General features: G+C 73.6%; 12 protein-coding genes. 4 read left to right on the top strand and 8 right to left on the bottom strand.

The window, feature by feature from the left end:
- Window positions 1-15: 15 nt before the first annotated feature.
- Window positions 16-3711 (top strand): methionine synthase, encoded by a 3696-nt coding sequence (metH, locus tag ACZ6RT_RS18840; RefSeq protein ID WP_470154984.1) that lies wholly within the window; start codon window positions 16-18, stop codon window positions 3709-3711.
- A 48-nt stretch (window positions 3712-3759) separates the two neighbouring features.
- Here the strand turns inward: metH and murQ are convergent, their stop codons facing one another.
- The 7 genes from murQ to ACZ6RT_RS18805 all read right to left on the bottom strand — a co-directional run bounded on the left by murQ (window position 3760) and on the right by ACZ6RT_RS18805 (window position 12262).
- A complete protein-coding gene (gene murQ, locus ACZ6RT_RS18835) occupies window positions 3760-4680 on the bottom strand; it encodes an N-acetylmuramic acid 6-phosphate etherase (RefSeq protein WP_470154982.1) in 921 nt (306 codons plus the stop codon).
- Window positions 4681-4883: 203 nt separating this feature from the next.
- Window positions 4884-5909, bottom strand: a complete 1026-nt coding sequence (locus tag ACZ6RT_RS18830; RefSeq protein WP_470154980.1) for a GNAT family N-acetyltransferase — start codon at window positions 5907-5909, stop codon at window positions 4884-4886.
- 110 nt (window positions 5910-6019) lie between these two features.
- Window positions 6020-7030 (bottom strand): ABC transporter ATP-binding protein, encoded by a 1011-nt coding sequence (locus ACZ6RT_RS18825; protein ID WP_399195603.1) that lies wholly within the window; start codon window positions 7028-7030, stop codon window positions 6020-6022.
- On the bottom strand, window positions 7027-8418 hold the full coding sequence (locus ACZ6RT_RS18820; RefSeq protein WP_470154978.1) for an ABC transporter ATP-binding protein: 1392 nt from the start codon (window positions 8416-8418) through the stop codon (window positions 7027-7029). The genes ACZ6RT_RS18825 and ACZ6RT_RS18820 overlap by 4 nt, the downstream gene beginning before the upstream one ends.
- A 2-nt stretch (window positions 8419-8420) precedes the next feature.
- Entirely contained in the window at window positions 8421-9380 is a 960-nt protein-coding gene (locus tag ACZ6RT_RS18815) for an ABC transporter permease (protein WP_470154976.1), read from the bottom strand.
- Window positions 9377-10384 (bottom strand): ABC transporter permease, encoded by a 1008-nt coding sequence (locus ACZ6RT_RS18810; protein ID WP_470154974.1) that lies wholly within the window; start codon window positions 10382-10384, stop codon window positions 9377-9379. The genes ACZ6RT_RS18815 and ACZ6RT_RS18810 overlap by 4 nt, the downstream gene beginning before the upstream one ends.
- 6 nt (window positions 10385-10390) lie before the next feature.
- Window positions 10391-12262: an ABC transporter substrate-binding protein gene (locus ACZ6RT_RS18805; protein ID WP_470154973.1), complete on the bottom strand. Its 1872-nt coding sequence runs from the start codon at window positions 12260-12262 to the stop codon at window positions 10391-10393.
- A gap of 372 nt (window positions 12263-12634) precedes the next feature.
- On the opposite strand from ACZ6RT_RS18805, the gene ACZ6RT_RS18800 reads away from it, so the two are divergent.
- From ACZ6RT_RS18800 to menC, 3 genes are read left to right on the top strand one after another with little or no spacing between them, the layout of a single operon-like run.
- Window positions 12635-13921, top strand: a complete 1287-nt coding sequence (locus ACZ6RT_RS18800; RefSeq protein WP_470154972.1) for a M20/M25/M40 family metallo-hydrolase — start codon at window positions 12635-12637, stop codon at window positions 13919-13921.
- Complete coding sequence (locus tag ACZ6RT_RS18795) at window positions 13918-14871, top strand: GNAT family N-acetyltransferase (protein WP_470154971.1); 954 nt, start codon at window positions 13918-13920, stop codon at window positions 14869-14871. Before ACZ6RT_RS18800 ends, ACZ6RT_RS18795 begins: the two co-directional genes overlap by 4 nt.
- The gene (menC, locus tag ACZ6RT_RS18790) at window positions 14868-15968 is read left to right on the top strand and encodes an o-succinylbenzoate synthase (RefSeq protein WP_399195617.1); all 1101 of its coding nucleotides are present in this window, start codon (window positions 14868-14870) and stop codon (window positions 15966-15968) included. Before ACZ6RT_RS18795 ends, menC begins: the two co-directional genes overlap by 4 nt.
- Before the next feature lie 40 nt (window positions 15969-16008).
- Here menC and ACZ6RT_RS18785 read toward each other — a convergent pair whose 3' ends face one another.
- Window positions 16009-17334, bottom strand: coding sequence for a serine hydrolase domain-containing protein (locus tag ACZ6RT_RS18785; protein ID WP_470154970.1), 1326 nt, complete (start codon window positions 17332-17334; stop codon window positions 16009-16011).
- Window positions 17335-17542: the final 208 nt, after the last annotated feature.

The raw sequence follows: 17542 nt of genomic DNA, 5'->3' as shown, positions 1-17542 counted from the left end.
ATGGGAGGTGGTCCAATGAACGATTCTTCGAACCATGGCGCCGGGCAGGTCCTCACCGAGGGTGGTCACACCGGTGCCGCGACGGCCTCCGAGCGCGTACGGGCCCTGCGGGAGCTGCTGGACAGTCGGATCGCGGTGCTCGACGGGGCCTGGGGCACGATGCTGCAGGGCGCCTCGCTCACCCCGGCCGACTACCGCGGCGACCGCTTCCTCGATCATCCGCGTGACGTGACCGGCGACCCGGACCTGCTGAACCTGACGCGTCCCGACGTCATTCTCGACATCCACCGCCAGTACCTCGCGGCGGGCGCGGACATCACCACCACGAACACCTTCACCGCGACCTCCATCGGCCAGGCCGACTACGGGCTGGAGTCGCTGGTCCACGAGATGAACCTGCGCGCCGCCCAGCTGGCGCGCCAGGCCGCGGACGAGGCGGGCGGGCGCTTCGTGGCCGGTTCGATCGGCCCGCTGAACGTCACGCTCTCGCTCTCCCCCCGCGTCGAGGACCCGGCCTACCGGGCGGTCTCGTTCGACGAGGTCCGCGCCGCCTACGCCGAGCAGATCCGGGCGCTGGACGAGGGCGGGGTCGACCTGCTGCTGATCGAGACGATCTTCGACACGCTCAACGCCAAGGCCGCGGTCGCCGCCGCCCACGAGGTCGCCCCGCACCTGCCGCTGTGGATCTCGGTGACGATCGTCGACCTGAGCGGTCGCACGCTGTCCGGGCAGACCGTCGAGGCGTTCTGGAGCGCGATCAGGCACGCCGACCCGCTGGTGGTCGGGGTGAACTGCTCGCTGGGCGCGGAGCAGATGCGCCCGCACGTCGCCGAGCTGGCGCGCTTCGCCGACACCTACACGGCCAGCCACCCCAACGCGGGCCTGCCCAACGCGTTCGGCGGGTACGACGAGAAGCCGGAGGAGACCGCGGCGCTGCTGGGCGAGTTCGCCACCTCGGGGATGGTCAACATCGTCGGCGGGTGCTGCGGCACCTCCCCCGCCCACATCGCGAAGATCGCCGCCGCGGTGTCCGGCCTGCCGCCCAGGAAAATCGCGCAGCCGCCGGTCCGTACCCGCTTCAGCGGCCTGGAGCCCTTCGAGATCGGCCCGGACACCGGGTTCGTCATGATCGGGGAGCGCACCAACGTCACCGGATCGGCGCGTTTCCGCCGCCTGATCGAGGGGGGCGACCACCAGGGCGCCGTCGACGTCGCGCTGGAGCAGGTACGCGGCGGGGCCAACCTGCTCGACGTCAACATGGACGCCGACCTGCTCGACAGCGTGCAGGCGATGACGACCTTCCTGAACCTGATCGCGACCGAGCCGGAGGTCGCCCGCATCCCCGTCATGATCGACAGCTCGCGGTGGAGCGTGCTGGAGGCCGGGCTCAAGTGCGTGCAGGGCAAGGGCGTCGTCAACTCGATCAGCCTCAAGGAGGGCGAGGGCCCGTTCCTGGAGCAGGCGCGGATCATCCGGGACTACGGCGCCGGCGTGGTCGTCATGGCCTTCGACGAAGAGGGCCAGGCCGACACCGTCGAGCGCAAGGTCTCGATCTGCGCCCGCGCCTACGACCTGCTGACGCAGAAGGTCGGGTTCCCGGCCGAGGACATCGTGTTCGACCCCAACGTGCTCGCGGTCGCCACCGGCATCAGCGAGCACAACGGGTACGCCAAGGCGTTCATCGAGGCGCTGCCGCTGATCAAGGAGCGCTGCCCGGGGGCACGGACCAGCGGCGGCATCTCCAACCTGTCGTTCTCCTTCCGCGGCAACGACGTCGTGCGCGAGGCCATGCACTCGGCGTTCCTCTTCCACGCCGTGCGGGCCGGCCTCGACATGGGCATCGTCAACGCCGGGCAGCTCACGGTCTACCAGGACATCCCCGCGGACCTGCTGGAGCTCGTCGAGGACGTGATCTTCGACCGGCGTGAGGACGCCACCGACCGGCTCGTCTCCTTCGCCGAGACGGTGAGCGGCTCGGCCACGCGACGGGTCGTGGACCTGGCCTGGCGGGACGCGCCGGTGGAGGAGCGCCTGTCGTACGCGCTCGTGCACGGCATCGTCGACTTCATCGAGGCCGACACCGAGGAGGCCCGCCAGAGCAGGGGACGTCCCCTGGAGGTGATCGAGGGCCCGCTGATGGACGGCATGAAGATCGTGGGCGACCTGTTCGGGGCGGGGAAGATGTTCCTGCCGCAGGTGGTCAAGAGCGCGCGGGTGATGAAGCGCTCGGTCGCCTACCTGGAGCCGTACATGGAGGCGGAGAAGGAGCTGGCGCGGCAGGAGGGGCGTGCCGAGACCGAGCGCGGCCAGGGCAAGGTGGTGCTCGCGACCGTCAAGGGCGACGTGCACGACATCGGCAAGAACATCGTGGGCGTCGTGCTGGGCTGCAACAACTACGAGGTCATCGACCTGGGGGTGATGGTCCCGGCCTCGGTCATCCTGGACACCGCGATCGCCGAGGGCGCCGACGTCGTCGGGCTCTCCGGGCTGATCACCCCGTCGCTGGACGAGATGGTCACCGTCGCCGCGGAGATGCAGCGCCGCGGGCTGAAGCTGCCGCTGCTGGTCGGCGGCGCCACGACCTCGCGCCAGCACACCGCGGTCCGCATCGCCCCCGCCTACGACAACACCACGGTGCACGTGCTCGACGCCTCCCGCGTCGTCGGCGTGGTCTCCGACCTGCTGGACGGCGACCGGGCCCAGGAGCTGGACGTGAGCAACCGCGCCGACCAGGAGCGCCTGCGCGACCAGTACGCCAGCAAGCAGCGCACCGCCCTGCTGACCGTCGAGCAGGCCCGCGCGAACCGCGAGCGGGTCCCGTTCGACGAGCTGCCGGTCCCCGACTTCACGGGCGTGCGCGTCGTGGAGCCGGACCTGAACGACCTCCGCGCGATGATCGACTGGCAGTTCCTCTTCCTGGCCTGGGAGCTGAAGGGCAAGTACCCGGCGATCCTGGACCAGCCGGTGGCGCGCGAGCTCTTCGACGACGCCAACACCATGCTCGACCAGATCATCGCCGAGGGGAGCTTCCAGGCCCGGGGCGCGTACGGGTACTGGTCCGCCCGTTCCGAGGGCGACGACATCGTGATCGACGACCCGGCGGCGGGGCCGGGCGGCCTGCGGCTGCCGATGCTGCGCCAGCAGACGGTCAAGCCCGAGGGCCGGCCCAACCGGTCCCTGGCCGACTACGTGGCCCCGGCCGGGGACCACCTGGGCGGGTTCGCCGTGGCCGTGCACGGCGCCGAGGAGCTCGCGGCCGTCCACGAGGCCCGGCAGGACGACTACCGGGCGATCATGGTGAAGGCCCTGGCCGACCGGCTGGCCGAGGCGTTCGCCGAGTACATCCACCTCGAGGCGCGGCGGGCCTGGTACGAGCCGGACGCCGATCCCAGGATCGAGGACCTGCACGCCGAGCGGTTCCGCGGCATCCGTCCCGCGCTCGGCTACCCGGCGAGCCCGGACCACAGCCAGAAGCAGGACCTGTTCGACCTGCTGGAGGCCGAGAAGCTCGGCATGGGGCTGACCGAGTCGTTCGCGATGACCCCGGCGGCCAGCGTCAGCGGGCTGCTGTTCGCCCACCCGGCGTCGCGGTACTTCACCGTGGGGCGCATCGGCAGGGACCAGGTGGAGGACTACGCGCGGCGGCGGAACATGAAGCTCTCCGAGATCGAGCGCTGGCTGCGTCCCAACCTCGCCTACGAGCCCGAGTAGTCCGGGCACGGACGCCCCGGGAGCGCACACCCGGGGCGTTCCCCGACGTCAGCCGCCGTCGCGGCCGGCCGCCTCCATGGCCGCCTCCAGCCGGTCTCCGTGCCGTTCCAGCAGCAGCCGGGCCCCGGCCGCGTCGAGGCCGTGCTCGATCATGAGCACCGCGGCCTTCACGTGCCACCCGGCGGACTCCAGGGTGGCACGGGCCACCGCCGAGGCCGCGCCGGTGAGGTCGCCGACCATCCGGGCGGCCCGGTCGGCCAGCTTGGAGTTCATCGCGGACACCTCGATCATGGTGTTGCCGTGGGTCCTGCCGAGCCGGACCATCGTGATCGTCGAGATCATGTTGAGGACCAGTTTCTGTGCGGTCCCGGCCTTGAGCCTGGTGGAGCCGGTCACCACCTCGGGGCCGACGATCACCTCGATGGGGTGCAGCGCGGCCGCCGACAGCGGGGTGCCGGGGTTGCAGGAGATCGCGGCGGTCAGGGCGCCGCGCCGGCTCGCCTCGGCGAGCGCGCCGAGCACGAAGGGTGCCCGCCCGCTCGCGGAGACGCCCACCACGGTGTCGAGCGCGCCCACCCCCCGCTCCGCCAGGGCGGCGGCGCCCGCGGCGTGGTCGTCCTCGGCCCCCTCGACCGAGCGGGTCAGCGCCGGCGGGCCGCCCGCGATGACGCCCTGGACGAGTTCGGGGTCGGTGCCGAAGGTGGGCGGGCACTCGGAGGCGTCCAGCACGGCCAGCCGTCCCGACGTGCCCGCGCCCACGTAGAACAGGCGGCCTCCCGAGCGCATCCGGTCCACGATCGCGTCGATCGCGGCCGAGACGGCCGGGACCGCCTCGCCCACCGCGGCGGGCACGGCGGCGTCCGCGGCGTTCATCAGCCGGGCCACCTGCTCGGTCGGGAGCCGGTCGATGTCGCCGTAGCGGGGGTCGCTCCGCTCGGTCGGCAGCGCCGACAGGACGTCCTCGGACACCCGAGGAACGCCGGGCGCCTGAGGGACGCCCGTCGCCGGCGGTGACCCGGGATCCGGGATCCCCGGGGACACCGGGGACACCGGGGACACCGACGAGGCCGACGTGGTCGGGGAAAGGGCCGATGGATCAGTCATGACATCCCATGTCGCTGGTTCTCCTGTCCCGCCACGCTCGGGCAGGCGGTCGTCCTTCGCCGGGCGCGTCACGGCCGTCTCCCCCGTCGCAGTCCCGTCCGCGGGTCCGTCGCCCGCGGGTCCCTCCCCGGGTCCGTCGTCGGGTCCGTCGGGTCAGTCGGGCCAGTCCGCGGGCCCTTCCCCGGGTCCGTCCCGGCGGCCGTGCCCTCCGGGGTCAGGTCCCGGCGGTAGAGCCAGAAGACCCGTTCGGCGTACGCGCCGAACGCGCGGGCGTAGAAACCGAGCGGTCCGGCCCAGCCGATCTGGGCGCTCGCCAGGCCGGCCGCGCGCTGCTCGGCCAGGCAGCGGCGCGCGAGCACCCGGCCCACGCCCAGGCCGCGCGCGGCCGGCGCGGTGCCCATCGGGCCGAACCAGGCGGGCCGCGTCCCCCAGGCGGCGAAGCCGAGGATCTCCCCGTCCCTGACGGCGTAGTGGCAGCCGGTGGCCCGCTCGGCCTCCCAGGCCCAGCCGTCGTGCCACTGCTCGGCGACGAAGGCGCGGACGGCGGCGCGGTCACCCGGGGCCGCGGCGTGCACGGTGATCCCCTGATCCGCCAGCGCCGCGAGGTCGGCCTCGGCGGACGGAGCGGCGGACGGGTCGTCGGTGAGGTCGGCGGTCATGTTCCAGGCGACGTGGTAGCGCCGGTAGCCCAGGCTCTCGGCCAGGCAGGCGGCCGGGGTGTAGCGCACGTCGACACCGGGCCAGGCGTAGCAGGGCGGGTTCCCGGCCAGCCGGATCTCGGCGGCCCCTCGGTCGCGCAGCCAGTCCTCGGCCGCGACGAGCAGCGCCCGGCCGAGACCCGCGCCCTGGGCGGCGGGGCGCACGGCCAGCAGGTCGACGTGCCCGACGCGCGGGTCGCGCCCGGACAGGGAGGCGAACACCGCCCCGTCGAGGTCGCGCGTCACCAGCGCCGTCCAGCGCCGGTCCGCGGGCGGCTCGGCGAGCCGGGCGACCAGGTCCGCCGCCTCGGCGACGTCGTGGACGAGCGCGTCCCGGGCGATCCCGGCGAGGGCCGCCGTGTCGGCCGCACCGGCCGCGCCGGCCGCGCCGCCCATGACGGCCTCGCGGACGGCGGTCGCCGCACCGGCGCCTCGCGCACCGGAGGCGTCCCCGGACGGCGTCCGCCCGCCGGGAGGACGCGCCCGCGGAGCGTTGCCCGCCGGGGTCACGACCGGCCCGCAGGGACGGCGACGACGTCGCGGGCGGCGGGATGGAAGCAGGCGTGCTCCTGGGGCGTACCCCCGTCGTGGCCCAGTACGGGGCGTTCCGACTCGCAGCGCCCGGTGCGGAACGGGCAGCGTCCGGCGAACAGGCATCCGGCGTCGGTGCGGCTCTCGTCGTGCGGCCCGGTCGGCGTCACCGCCTCCTCGCCGGGCCGCTCCAGGCCGTGCAGCACCGGGATGGCCGACAGCAGCGACTGGGTGTACGGGTGCACCGGGCCGGAGATGATCGTCTCGACGTGGCCGCGCTCGACGACCTCTCCCCGGTAGATGACGTACAGCTCGCCGTCGTCGCCGATGTAGCGGGCGGTGGCCACGTCGTGGGTGATGAAGAGCACGCTCACCCCCAGGCGCTCGCGCAGATCCTTCAGCAGGGCCAGGATGCCCAGCCGCAGCGACACGTCGATCATGGAGACGGCCTCGTCGGCGACGAGCATCTCGGGGTCGACGGTGAGGGCGCGGGCGATGACCACCCGCTGGCGCATGCCCCCGGAGAGCTGGTGGGGGTAGCGGGACAGCACGTAGCCGGGGTCGAGTCCGACCAGCTCCAGCAGTTCCCGGGCGCGCCCGTCCGCCCACGCCCGCGACCGGCCGGTCTGTCCGGCCCGCAGCGAGAGCGGCGCGTCCAGCGTCTGGTGCACCGTCCGGGTCGGGTTGAGCGCGGAGTAGGGGTCCTGGTGGATGAGCTGGATGCGGCGGAAGTACGGCTGCCGCTGCCTGGGGCGCAGCGACGACATGGGGGTGCCGTCGATGGTGATCTCGCCGGAGTCGTGGGTCTCCAGCCCGGCGATGATCCGCCCGAGCGTCGTCTTGCCGCAGCCCGACTCGCCGATGAAGGAGGCCGCCCCGCCCTTGGGGATGGCGAAGTCGACGCCGCGCAGCGCCGGGACCTCCCGCCCGGCGAGCATGCTCCCCCGCTGCCTGAAGGTCTTGGTGACGCCCTGTCCGGTGATCACGCCTTCTCCTCCCCGTTCCCGTACGCCCCGCCGTTCCGTCCGGCTCCCGCCGGGACCGCGGCGCGCCCGTAGCCCATGGAACTCGCAGGGCCCGCGGAGCCCGTGTCGTCGGTCACGTCGGTCACGTCGAGCACTGCGCTGCGGCACCCGCTCCCCTCCGCGGCCCGCGCGGCGCTCCGGCCGCCGGTCACACCGGTGCCCGCTCCCGAGCCCGCGTCCGTCCCCTTCGCAGAGCCGTTCACAACACCGTTCACAGAGCCCTTCACAGAGCCGTTCACAGAGCCGTTCACCGGGCGGCCCGTTCCCGCGTCCGCCCTCGCGTCCGTCTCGGCGTCGCGGGCGGCGACCGCGTGGCAGGCCACGACCGACGCGCCGCGGGTGACCGCGGGCGGCTCCTCGGTCTCGCAGACGTCCATGCGCCACTCGCACCGTTCCCTGAAGACGCATCCCGTCGCCGGGACGGTGCCGAGCGTCGGTGGCCGGCCGGGCAGCGCCCTGGCCTCGCCGATGTCGCCGACCAGGCGCGGGATGGCCCGGATCAGGCCCTGGGTGTAGGGGTGGCGGGGGGCGCCGAGCACCTCGGCGGTCGGCCCCTGCTCCACCACCCGGCCGCCGTACATGACGGCCAGCCGGTCGGCGACCTCGGCGACCACGCCGAGGTCGTGGGTGATGACGAGCGTGGTCAGGCCGCGCTCCTCGTGGACCTCCCGGATGATCCGCAGGATCGTGGCCTGGGTGATCATGTCGAGGGCGGTCGTGGGCTCGTCCAGTACGACGAGGTGGGCGTTGAGGACCAGCGCGAGCATGATGCCGACCCGCTGGCGCATCCCGCCCGACAGCTCGTGCTGGTGGGAGTCGAGCACGCGCGCGCCGTCCATGCCCATCCGGCCGAGCAGGTCCCTGGCGTCCGCGACGAGCGCGCGCAGGTCCTCGATCCCGTGCGAACGGCCCAGGTCGAGAAGCTGCTTGCCGACGGTCTTGAGAGGGTTGAGGGAGTTCTGGGCGGCCTGGAAGACGTACCCGATGTGCCGGCCCCTGGCACTGCGCAGCGCGTCGCCCCGCAGCGCGGTGACGTCGCCGAGCCCGTCGATCTCCACGCCGCCCGAGCTGATCCTGCCGGGCGGCTGGACCGCGTTGAGCAGCGAGAGCGCCAGCGTCGACTTGCCCGACCCCGACTCGCCGACCACCCCGGTGATCGTGCCGGGGAGAAGCTCCAGGTCGACCCCGCGGACCGCGGGGAGCTCGCCCGCGCCCGTGCGGTAGACGACGGACAGGCCCCCCACGCGCACCCCGGGAGGTCCGTCCCGGCCCGCGTCCACGCCGGTCGCGCCGGGGGACGGCCGCCCGCCCGGTGTCACGGGCACCTTCTTCTGCGTACGTGCGAACATCGTCACTCCTCCCGCAGGCGGGGGTTGAAGATCTCGTCCATGGCGTCGACGACGAGGACGATGCCCAGGGTGAGCAACAGGATCGCCAGCAGCGGCGCCAGCATGTACGGCAGCGCGGCGGTCGTCGTCAGCGCGCCGCCGCCGAACACGGCGAGGTTGAGCATGACGCCCCAGTTGTTGGCGTCGAACGGCAGGACGCCCAGGAAGAACAGGCCCACCTGCGCGTAGACCGCGCCGGTCACCGCGATGAGCATGTTCATCGCGATGAACGGGGCCATGCTGGGCAGCAGTTCCCTGCCGATGATGTGCCGGGTGGACAGCCCGAGCCCGCGGGCCGCCTCGATGAAGCCGCGCTCGCGTAGCGAGAGGGTCTGCGCCCGTACGGCGCGCGCCACCCCGCCCCAGCCGAGGAGTCCCAGCACCAGGCCCATCTGGAGCGGGCCGGTGAACTTCCACACGGTCGAGAGCACCAGCAGCAGCGGCAGCGCGGGGATGGTCAGTTTCATGTCGGTGATGCGCATCAGCACGCTGTCCCAGCGTCCCCGCCTGAACCCGGCGAACAGCCCGACCGAGGTGCCCACCGCGACCGTGATGACCGCGGTGACCAGGGCGGTCAGCAGGACGTACCGGGCCCCGGTGACCACCAGCGCGAGCACGTCGGTGCCCTCGAAGTCGGTGCCGAACGGGTGCGCCCAGCTCGGCGCCGCGTAGAGGGCGTCGTCGTCGCGCGGCAGCCGCGCGGGGTACAGCAGCCGCCCGAAGATCCCCATGAACGCGAACACGGCCAGGATGGCCACGCCCACGATGCGGCTGGGCTTGCGCCGCAGGACCCGCAGGACGCCGCGCCGGAAGTTGCGCCGCTGCGTGGCGCGGGCGCCTGGGGTGCCGGTGCCCGGGACCTCGGCGGTGCCCGGCGCCTCGGGCGTGCCGGACGCCCCGGGGATCACGGTCGGTGCGGTCATGAGGCCCCCTGTCCCGAGCGGACGCGCGGGTCGATCGCGGTGTAGAGCATGTCCGCCACGATGTTGGCGATGACGATCGCCACCGTGATCAGCAGGAAGGCCCCGCCCATCAGCGCGTAGTCGCGGTCGGTGACGCTGTTGAGCAGCAGCAGGCCCAGCCCCGGATACGTGAAGATCCGTTCGATGAAGATGGCGCCGCCGAAGAGCAGGCCCAGCGAGAGCGCCAGGATGGTGAAGAGCGGCAGGATGGCGTTGCGCGCCACGTAGCGGAAGATGACGCCGCGCCGCATGCCGCGCAGCTCGGCGGCGAGGATGAAGTCGTCGCCCAGCACGGTGACCACGCTCGACTTCATCGCCAGGATCCAGCCGCCGTACCCGGCCAGCGCGTACGTCAGCACCGGCAGCGTGGCGTACTGGATCAGCGAGCCGACGTAGGCGGCGTTGAGTCCGGGCTCCAGCGTGACGTTGGCCGTCCCGCTGGCGGGGAAGATCGGCAGCAGGGTGGTGAAGGCCGCGCTGAGCAGCAGCGCCAGGACGTACTGCGGCAGGCCGTGCAGGAGCGAGCCGGTGACGGCCAGCGCGTCGCCCAGCCTGCTGGAGCGCTTGATCGCCGCGTACACGCCCAGGATGATCCCGACCGTGAAGCTGAGCAGCGTGCCGACGAGCACCGGCAGGATCGTCCAGGCTGCGGCCGAGGCGAGCAGGGTGGTGACCTCGGCGCCGGGGACGCTCAGCGACCGTCCGAGGTCGAGGTGGAGCAGTCCCCTGACGTAGTCGGTGTACTGCTCCCACATCGTGCCCCGGGGCATGAAGCCGTACATCGCCGCGGTGGCGCGCTCGGCCTGCTCGGGCGACATGCCCTGCTCGACGAGCTTTTCGTAGCGGGCCCGCATGGGGTCGCCGGGGATGCTCCTGATGATCACGAAGCTGATCGTGGCGACCACCAGGATCATGGCGAGCCCGCGGGCGAGGTGGCCCGCGAGGCGGCGTGCGATGACCGTCATGTGCGGCTACTTCCTCTTGATCATGCCGAGTTGGAGCCAGACCCCCGAGGTGAGGCGCAGCGCGTCGCTCTCGTCGCCGGGGAAGCCGCCGAACCGCGTGGTGTTGACCACCTGCGTGTTGACGTAGTCCCACAGCTGGATCACCGGCAGGTCCTGGTTGGCGGCCCTGGCCAGGATCGAGACGATCCTGCGCTGCTCGGCCTCGGGCGCGGAGTTCAGCCTGACGGCCAGCGCGCCGGGGTCGATCCTGCCCTCGCCCGCGACCTCGACGGTCTCGGCGCCGCCCATCCAGTTGCCCTCGGTGCCCGCGGGGACGTGGCGGAGCCTGCCGCCGAAGAGCTTCCAGCCGTTCTGGGCGCCGTACAGGCGCTGGAAGATGTTGTACGGCGCGGGGCCGAGCGCCACCAGCCAGAAGCCCACGTCGTACTTGCCGGCCGCCATCTCCTCCAGATAGAGGGGGTAGTCGGCGGTGGTGACGACCTCGGCGTCGATGCCGGCGTCGTTGAGCTGGCTGGTGACGGCCTTGGCCCCGGCCAGCCAGTCGGAGAAGGACGCGGGCACGTTGATGGTCATCTTCCACGGGGAGCCGTCCGGCAGCGTCCACCTGCCCTCGGTCTTGCGCATGCCCGCGGCCCGCAGCTCGGCCTCGGCCCTGGCCGGGTCGTGCCGGTAGGGCTCCAGGGCGCCCACGCCGCCACCGCCGACCCCGCCGACCCCGTCGCCCCCGTCGCCGCCGTCGCCCAGCCAGGCCTGCGCGGCCCGCTGGTGCAGGCCGGAGGTGGTGACCGAGGCGGTGCCGCCCTCGGGGGAGGCGACCTTGGTGACCTGGGCGCGGTCGATCAGGTGGGCCAGCGCGCGGCGGACGTGCACGTTGTCGTAGGGCTTCCTGGACTGGTTGAACGCCAGCGCCTCGCTGACCGGCGAGTATCCCCTGACCACGACGTTGCCGGGCGTGCGGGCGATCCTGCGCATCACCCCGGCCGGGACGGCGGTGAAGGGCGCGTGGTCCAGCCTGCCCGCGACGAGGTAGTTCCAGACCTGCTCGTTGCCGGTGTAGTTGAGGATGCGCACCTGGTCGGCGGCCACGGCGGCGGCGTTGTGGAAGTACGGGTTCTTGACCAGCAGGGCCTCGCCCGGGTTGACGCGCTTGAGGACGAACGGCCCGGCCGAGACGTCCCGGGGCGGGGCGAAGGTGATGACCTTCTCGGCGAGGGCGGTGATCCCGGCCCGCGCCGCCCCGGCCCCGGGGGCGTCGCTCTGGGCGACCTTGAGCCGCTGCCAGAAGTCGGCGGGCAGCACGGAGGACCAGACGTGCTTCGGGACGATGACGGTCTCCATCACGCTGCGGACGAACGTGGCGCTCGGGTTCGCGGCCGCCTGGGTGATCTTGATCGTCCGCTCGTCCAGGATCGTGATGTCGGAGGCGGTGCCGGCCGCGGAGGGGTCGAGGGCGTAGGCGGTGCCGCCCTGGGTGTAGGCCACCCCGATGGAGAACCTCACGTCCTCGGCGGTGATCGGCCTGCCGTCGGACCAGCGGCCGTCCGGCTGGAGGTGCAACGTGATCGAGGACTGGTCGGGGGCGATCTGCCAGCTCCGCGCGACCCCCGGGTAGAACAGGTTCGGATCGGTCAGGTGGTTCTTGGTCCACCCGAGCCACTCGGCGTTGTACCCGCGGAACGCGTTGCCCTTGGGGTTGTACGGGTTGATCGGCGCGTTCGCGTCGATGCCCGGCTTGAGCGCGTCGATCGTGGTGAAGACCGCACCGGCGGGGTTTCCGGCGCCCCCGGCGGCTCCCGGGGCGTCCCCGGCACCGCCGCCGCACGCGGCGGTGACGGCGGCGAGGCACAGGGAGGCCGCGGCCGCTGCTGTTCGCTTCATGAACCGCTCCGTGGGGTCTTCGTCGAGGTCAGAGGCATGGCGAGGGGGGTGGGGGTGTTGTCTCGGACCCTACGTTCGACCGGGCGGCTTCGTCAATTATCTCCACTCTGACGACAAAGCTTGTAACTTTCCTTCATAATCGCCCGGCGGCGCCCGGCGTCCCCGCGGCCCCGGCGGGCACGGGGCTGCGGGCGGATCGCGCGACCCGGGACCGGCCTCCGGCGGCCTCCGTCCCGGCACCCCGCCGGCCTGCGGGCAGCGCGCCGCCCGGACGGGCGCCGGGGCCCCGCCCGCCCCGCGGGGGATCCGACGGGGTACGCCGCCCCGGCCTGTCGTACGGTCGTGGGGAGCGCCGAACCGGAGGACTGGCACGTGTCCGTTGAGCCCCGCCCGCACCGTTCCCGTCGCCCCGCCCCGTCGGACCCGCCGATCCCGCCGGACCTACCGGACCCGGACGGCATGCTGGAGGACCTGCGGGAGCTCGTCCTGTGCGAGTCCTTCTCCGCCGACCACGGGGCGGTGGCCGCCAGTGCCGGGGTCGTCGCCGGGCAGGGACACGGCCGCCTCGGCGCACGGCCCGAGACGATCGTGATCGACGGGGTCACCCACCTGCGGTGGACGTTCGGCACGCCCAGGGTGCTGCTGCTGGGTCACCACGACACGGTCTGGCCGGTCGGCACCCTGCGGACCCACCCCTGGTCGGTCACCGGCGGGATCGCCCGGGGGCCGGGCGTGTTCGACATGAAGGCCGGGCTGGTCCAGATGTTCCACGCGCTGGCCTCGCTGCCGTCCCTGGAGGGGGTGTGCGTGCTGGTGACCGGGGACGAGGAGGTCGGGTCGCCGTCCTCGCGCGCGCTGGTCGAGGAGTCGGCGCGCGCCTGCGCGGCCACGTTCGTGCTGGAGGGCAGCGCCGACGGCGGCGCGCTCAAGATCGCGCGTAAGGGCACGTCGATGTACGAGGTCGTGGTGCACGGCCGGGGCGCGCACGCCGGGCTCGATCCGGAGAAGGGCGCGAACGCGGGCGTCGAGCTCGCCCACCAGATCCTCGCCGTCGCCGGGATCGCCGGCCGGGTGAACGGCGCCTCGCCGGGGACGGCGGACGGCCCGGAGCCTGGCAGGACGACCGGCCCGGAGCCGGGGACGGAGGAGGGCCCGGAGCCGGGGAGAACGACCGGCCCGGAGCCGGGGACGGCGGGCGGCCTGGGACCGGTGACCGTGACGCCCACCCTGCTGTCGGGCGGGACCACGACCAACACCGTGCCCGCGCTGGCCCGGTTCGCGGTGGACGCCCGCGTGCCGACCCTGGACGCGCAGCGACGGGTGGACGAGCTGATGAGGGCGCTCCGCCCGCACGTCCCCGGCACCCGGCTGGAGGTCCTGGGAGGCCCGAACCGTCCCCCGATGGAGCACGCCTCCTCGGCCGGGCTGTTCGACCTCGCCCGGCGGATCGCCGCCGGGGCCGGGCTCGCCCCGCTCTCCGGTACCGGCGTGGGCGGGGCCTCCGACGGCAACTTCACCGCCGGGGCGGGGTGCCCCACCCTCGACGGGCTGGGCGCGGTCGGCGGCGGCGCCCACGCCGACGACGAGCACGTGATCGTGGCCGAGATGCCCGTACGGGCGAGGCTGCTGGCCGGGCTGGTCGGGGCGGTGCTCCGGTGAACGCCACCCCCGCCACCCCCGTCACCCCCGGCACTTCCGACATCTCCGGCGGCACGGGCTCCTCCGGCCTTCCCCCCCTCTCCGGCGGCACGGGCTTCCCCGGTTCTCCCGCCCCCTCCGGCGGCCCCGGTGGCCTGACGCTGCGTGAGCTCCACTCGATCGAGGAGTTCGAGGACGCCTTCGGGCTGTTCGACGCCATCTGGCGTCCCGACCCCGGCGCCGCGCCCGTCAGCGTGGAGATGATGCGGGCACTGTCGCACGCGGGCAACTACGTGGCCGGTGCCTATCTGGACGGCCGGCTGGCCGGCGCGTCGGTCGGCTTCCTCGCCGCCCCGGCCGGGCAGGTGCTGCACTCCCACGTCACCGGCGCCACGACCGGGCGCGGGATCGGCCTGGCCCTCAAGCTGCACCAGCGCGCCTGGGCGCTGGAGCGCGGCCTGGACCGGATCACCTGGACCTACGACCCGCTGGTGCGCCGCAACGCCCACTTCAACCTGGTCAAGCTCGGCGCCCTGCCCGAGGAGTACCTGCCGTCCTTCTACGGCGTCATGGACGACGCGATCAACGCCGGGGACGAGTCCGACCGGGTGCTCGCGGTCTGGCGGCTGACCGAGCCGCACGTCCTGGCCGCCGCCGGTGGACGGCCGCATCTGCCGCGGGTCCCGGCGGACGCGGTGGTCGGGCTGGGCGAGCGGGACGGCCACCCGGTCGCGGGCCGGACCGACGCCGCGACGGTGCTGGTCACGGTGCCCGGGGACGTGGAGGCGCTGCGCCGCGGCGACCCCGGCGCCGCCGCGTCCTGGCGCCGCGCCGTGCGCGACGTGCTCGGCGGCCTGCTGGCCGAGGGCGCCCGGGTGACCGGCTTTCATGACAGGTCCTGCTACGTCCTATCGTGTCGCCCGGACGGCGACGGCACCGAAGGGAGACGCGGCGCGGGCCGCAGACCATGAGAATCACCGGAATCGAGCTCAGGCGGGTCGCGATGCCGCTGGTCGCGCCGTTCCGCACCTCGTTCGGCACCGAGACCGAACGCGACGTGCTGCTGCTGCGGGTCGTCACGCCGGAGGCCGAGGGCTGGGGCGAGTGCGTGGCCATGTCCGATCCGCTCTACTCCCCCGAGTACGTCGACGCCGCCGCCGACGTGCTGCGCCGCTTCCTCGTCCCGGCGCTGCCCGCCCGGGTCGACGCCCAGGGCGTGGGCCGCGCGCTGGAGCCCTTCAAGGGACACCGGATGGCCAAGGCCGCCCTGGAGAGCGCCGTGCTCGACGCCGAGCTGCGCGCCGCGGGCCGGTCCATGGCCTCCTTCCTGGGCGCCACCGCCGACCGGGTCCCGGCCGGGGTCTCGGTCGGCATCATGGACTCGATCCCCGAGCTCCTGGACACCGTCGCCGGTTACCTCGACGAGGGCTACCTGCGGATCAAGCTCAAGATCCAGCCCGGCTGGGACGTGGCCCCGGTCCGTGCCGTGCGCGAGCGCTTCGGCGGCGACGTGCCGCTGCAGGTGGACGCCAACGCCGCCTACACCCTCGGCGACGCCGCGCACCTGGCCCGGCTGGACGAGTTCGGCCTGCTGCTCATCGAGCAGCCCCTGGCCCACGACGACATCGTCCAGCACGCGCGGCTGGCCCGGAAGATCACCACCGCGATCTGCCTGGACGAGTCCATCGAGTCGGCCGCGCACGCCGCCGCCGCGATCTCCCTGGACGCCTGTTCGGTGGTCAACGTCAAACCGGGCCGGGTCGGCGGATACCTGGAGGCCCGGCGCATCCACGACCTGTGCCGGGCCCACGGGATCGCCGTCTGGTGCGGCGGCATGCTGGAGACCGGCATCGGCCGGGCCGCCAACGTGGCCCTGGCGGCGCTGCCCGGCTTCACGCTGCCCGGCGACACCTCGGCCTCGCGCCGCTACTTCACCACCGACCTCACCGAGCCGTTCGAGCTGCGCGAGGGCCACCTGGACGTGCCCACCGGTCCCGGCATCGGTGTCGAGCCGATCCCCGCCGTCCTCGACCGGGTCACCGTCTCCACCGAGTGGATCACCCTCTGAGGTCCGCCCGGGTGAGACCGGCCGGGTTCAGGCCGGCGGCTCAGGCGACCCTGGGCGTGGCGCGTACGCCCATGTGCATGTAGGGGGTGCCGTCGGCGAGCTCGTAGAAGACGACCGACTGCCACTGGGGGTCGCCCTCGGGGCGGCCGACGAAGGTGGTGCCGTCCACCGGGATCAGGTCGAGCTCCATGGGCGGGCGCAGCCCGGCGAGGCCCCCGGTGACCTCCCCGCGCAGGAGGAGCCCGCCGTCGCGGGCCGTCAGCGTCATCCGCATGCCCGTCCGTTCGTAGACGCCGGCGTGGCGCTCCACGTCGGCCGCGAACGGCTCGGCGGGCGGTCCCGGCACGGGCGGCACCGTCAGGCCGAGCAGCTCGCCGAAGAGCTCGGCGGCCACGGCCTGCCGGAAGGCGGCGGAGTGACCGCCGTTGGCCAGCACGCACGCCACGGTCTCCTCCTCGGGGACCGTCCAGAGCATGGCGCCCTGGCCGATGGTGTTGCCGCCGTGGGACAGGACCCGCCGGCCCTGCCACTCGTCCAGCACCCAGCCGAGCCCCCACTGCCGGCCCAGCGTGTACGGGTTGGGGATGTCCACCTGCGGTTCCCACATGGCCCGGGGGTCGGCGAGCAGGCCGGTGCCCAGGTGGGCGCGGGCGAAGGCGACGACGTCGGCGGGACGCGCGCAGATCAGGCCGGCCGGGCCGCAGGAGCGCATCAGTCCCCAGGCCGGGGCGGGCGCGCCGTCCAGGTGGCCCATGGCGGCGCGGAAGCGCAGCACGTCCTCGGGCAGGGTCCAGGTGTGGGTCAGGCCGAGCGGTTCGATGATCTGCTCGCGCAGCGCGGTGTCCCACACCGTGCCGGTGAGGCGCTCGACGACGCGGCCGGCGATGACGAAGCCGGAGTTGCAGTAGGACTGGGTGACGCCCACCGGGTGGTTCTGCGCCAGGCCCGCGCAGGCCGCCACGTACCTCTCGACGCAGTCGTCGCCGCGACCGGTGTCGAGGAACAGGTCCCCGTCGATGCCGGAGGTGTGCGAGAGCAGGTGCCTGATCGTGACCGTCGCGGTCGCCTCCGGGTCGGCGACCCGGAACTCCGGCAGGACCCGGGAGACGGGCGTGTCCAGGGTCAGCTCACCGCGTTCGACGAGGAGCATGATCTGGGTGGTGGTCCACACCTTGGTGATGGAGCCGATCTGGAAGAGCGAGTCGGTGGTCGCCTCCACTCCGGTGGCCACGTTGAGCACGCCCGCGGCGAACTCGTGGACCTCCCCCTCGTGCAGGAAGGCCAGGCTCGCGCCGGGGACCTCGTACTCGGCGATCAGCTCGCCGAGCCGGGCGTGCCATCGGGCGGGGTTCACCGTCTCTGCCATGGGGAGGGGTCCTCGTCGGTTCCGGGAGCGGGCCGTCCTGCGGGCTCCCGGTGGCGGCGGGCGCCCCGGGTTCCTGGACGTCGGGTCGTGACGAGAACCTACTCCGCCGACCGGCCGGGAGGATCGATCGCTCCCGTCGCGGACCGGCCGCGGGGAGGGGGGACCGGCCGGGGGACGACGACGGCGACGCCGGCCCGGAGAGGGGGAC

Source organism: Streptosporangium sp. NPDC050148 (assembly GCF_055586505.1).
The sequence above is the reverse complement of the archived record's forward strand: the minus strand, read 5'-3'. Positions and strand labels throughout refer to the sequence as shown.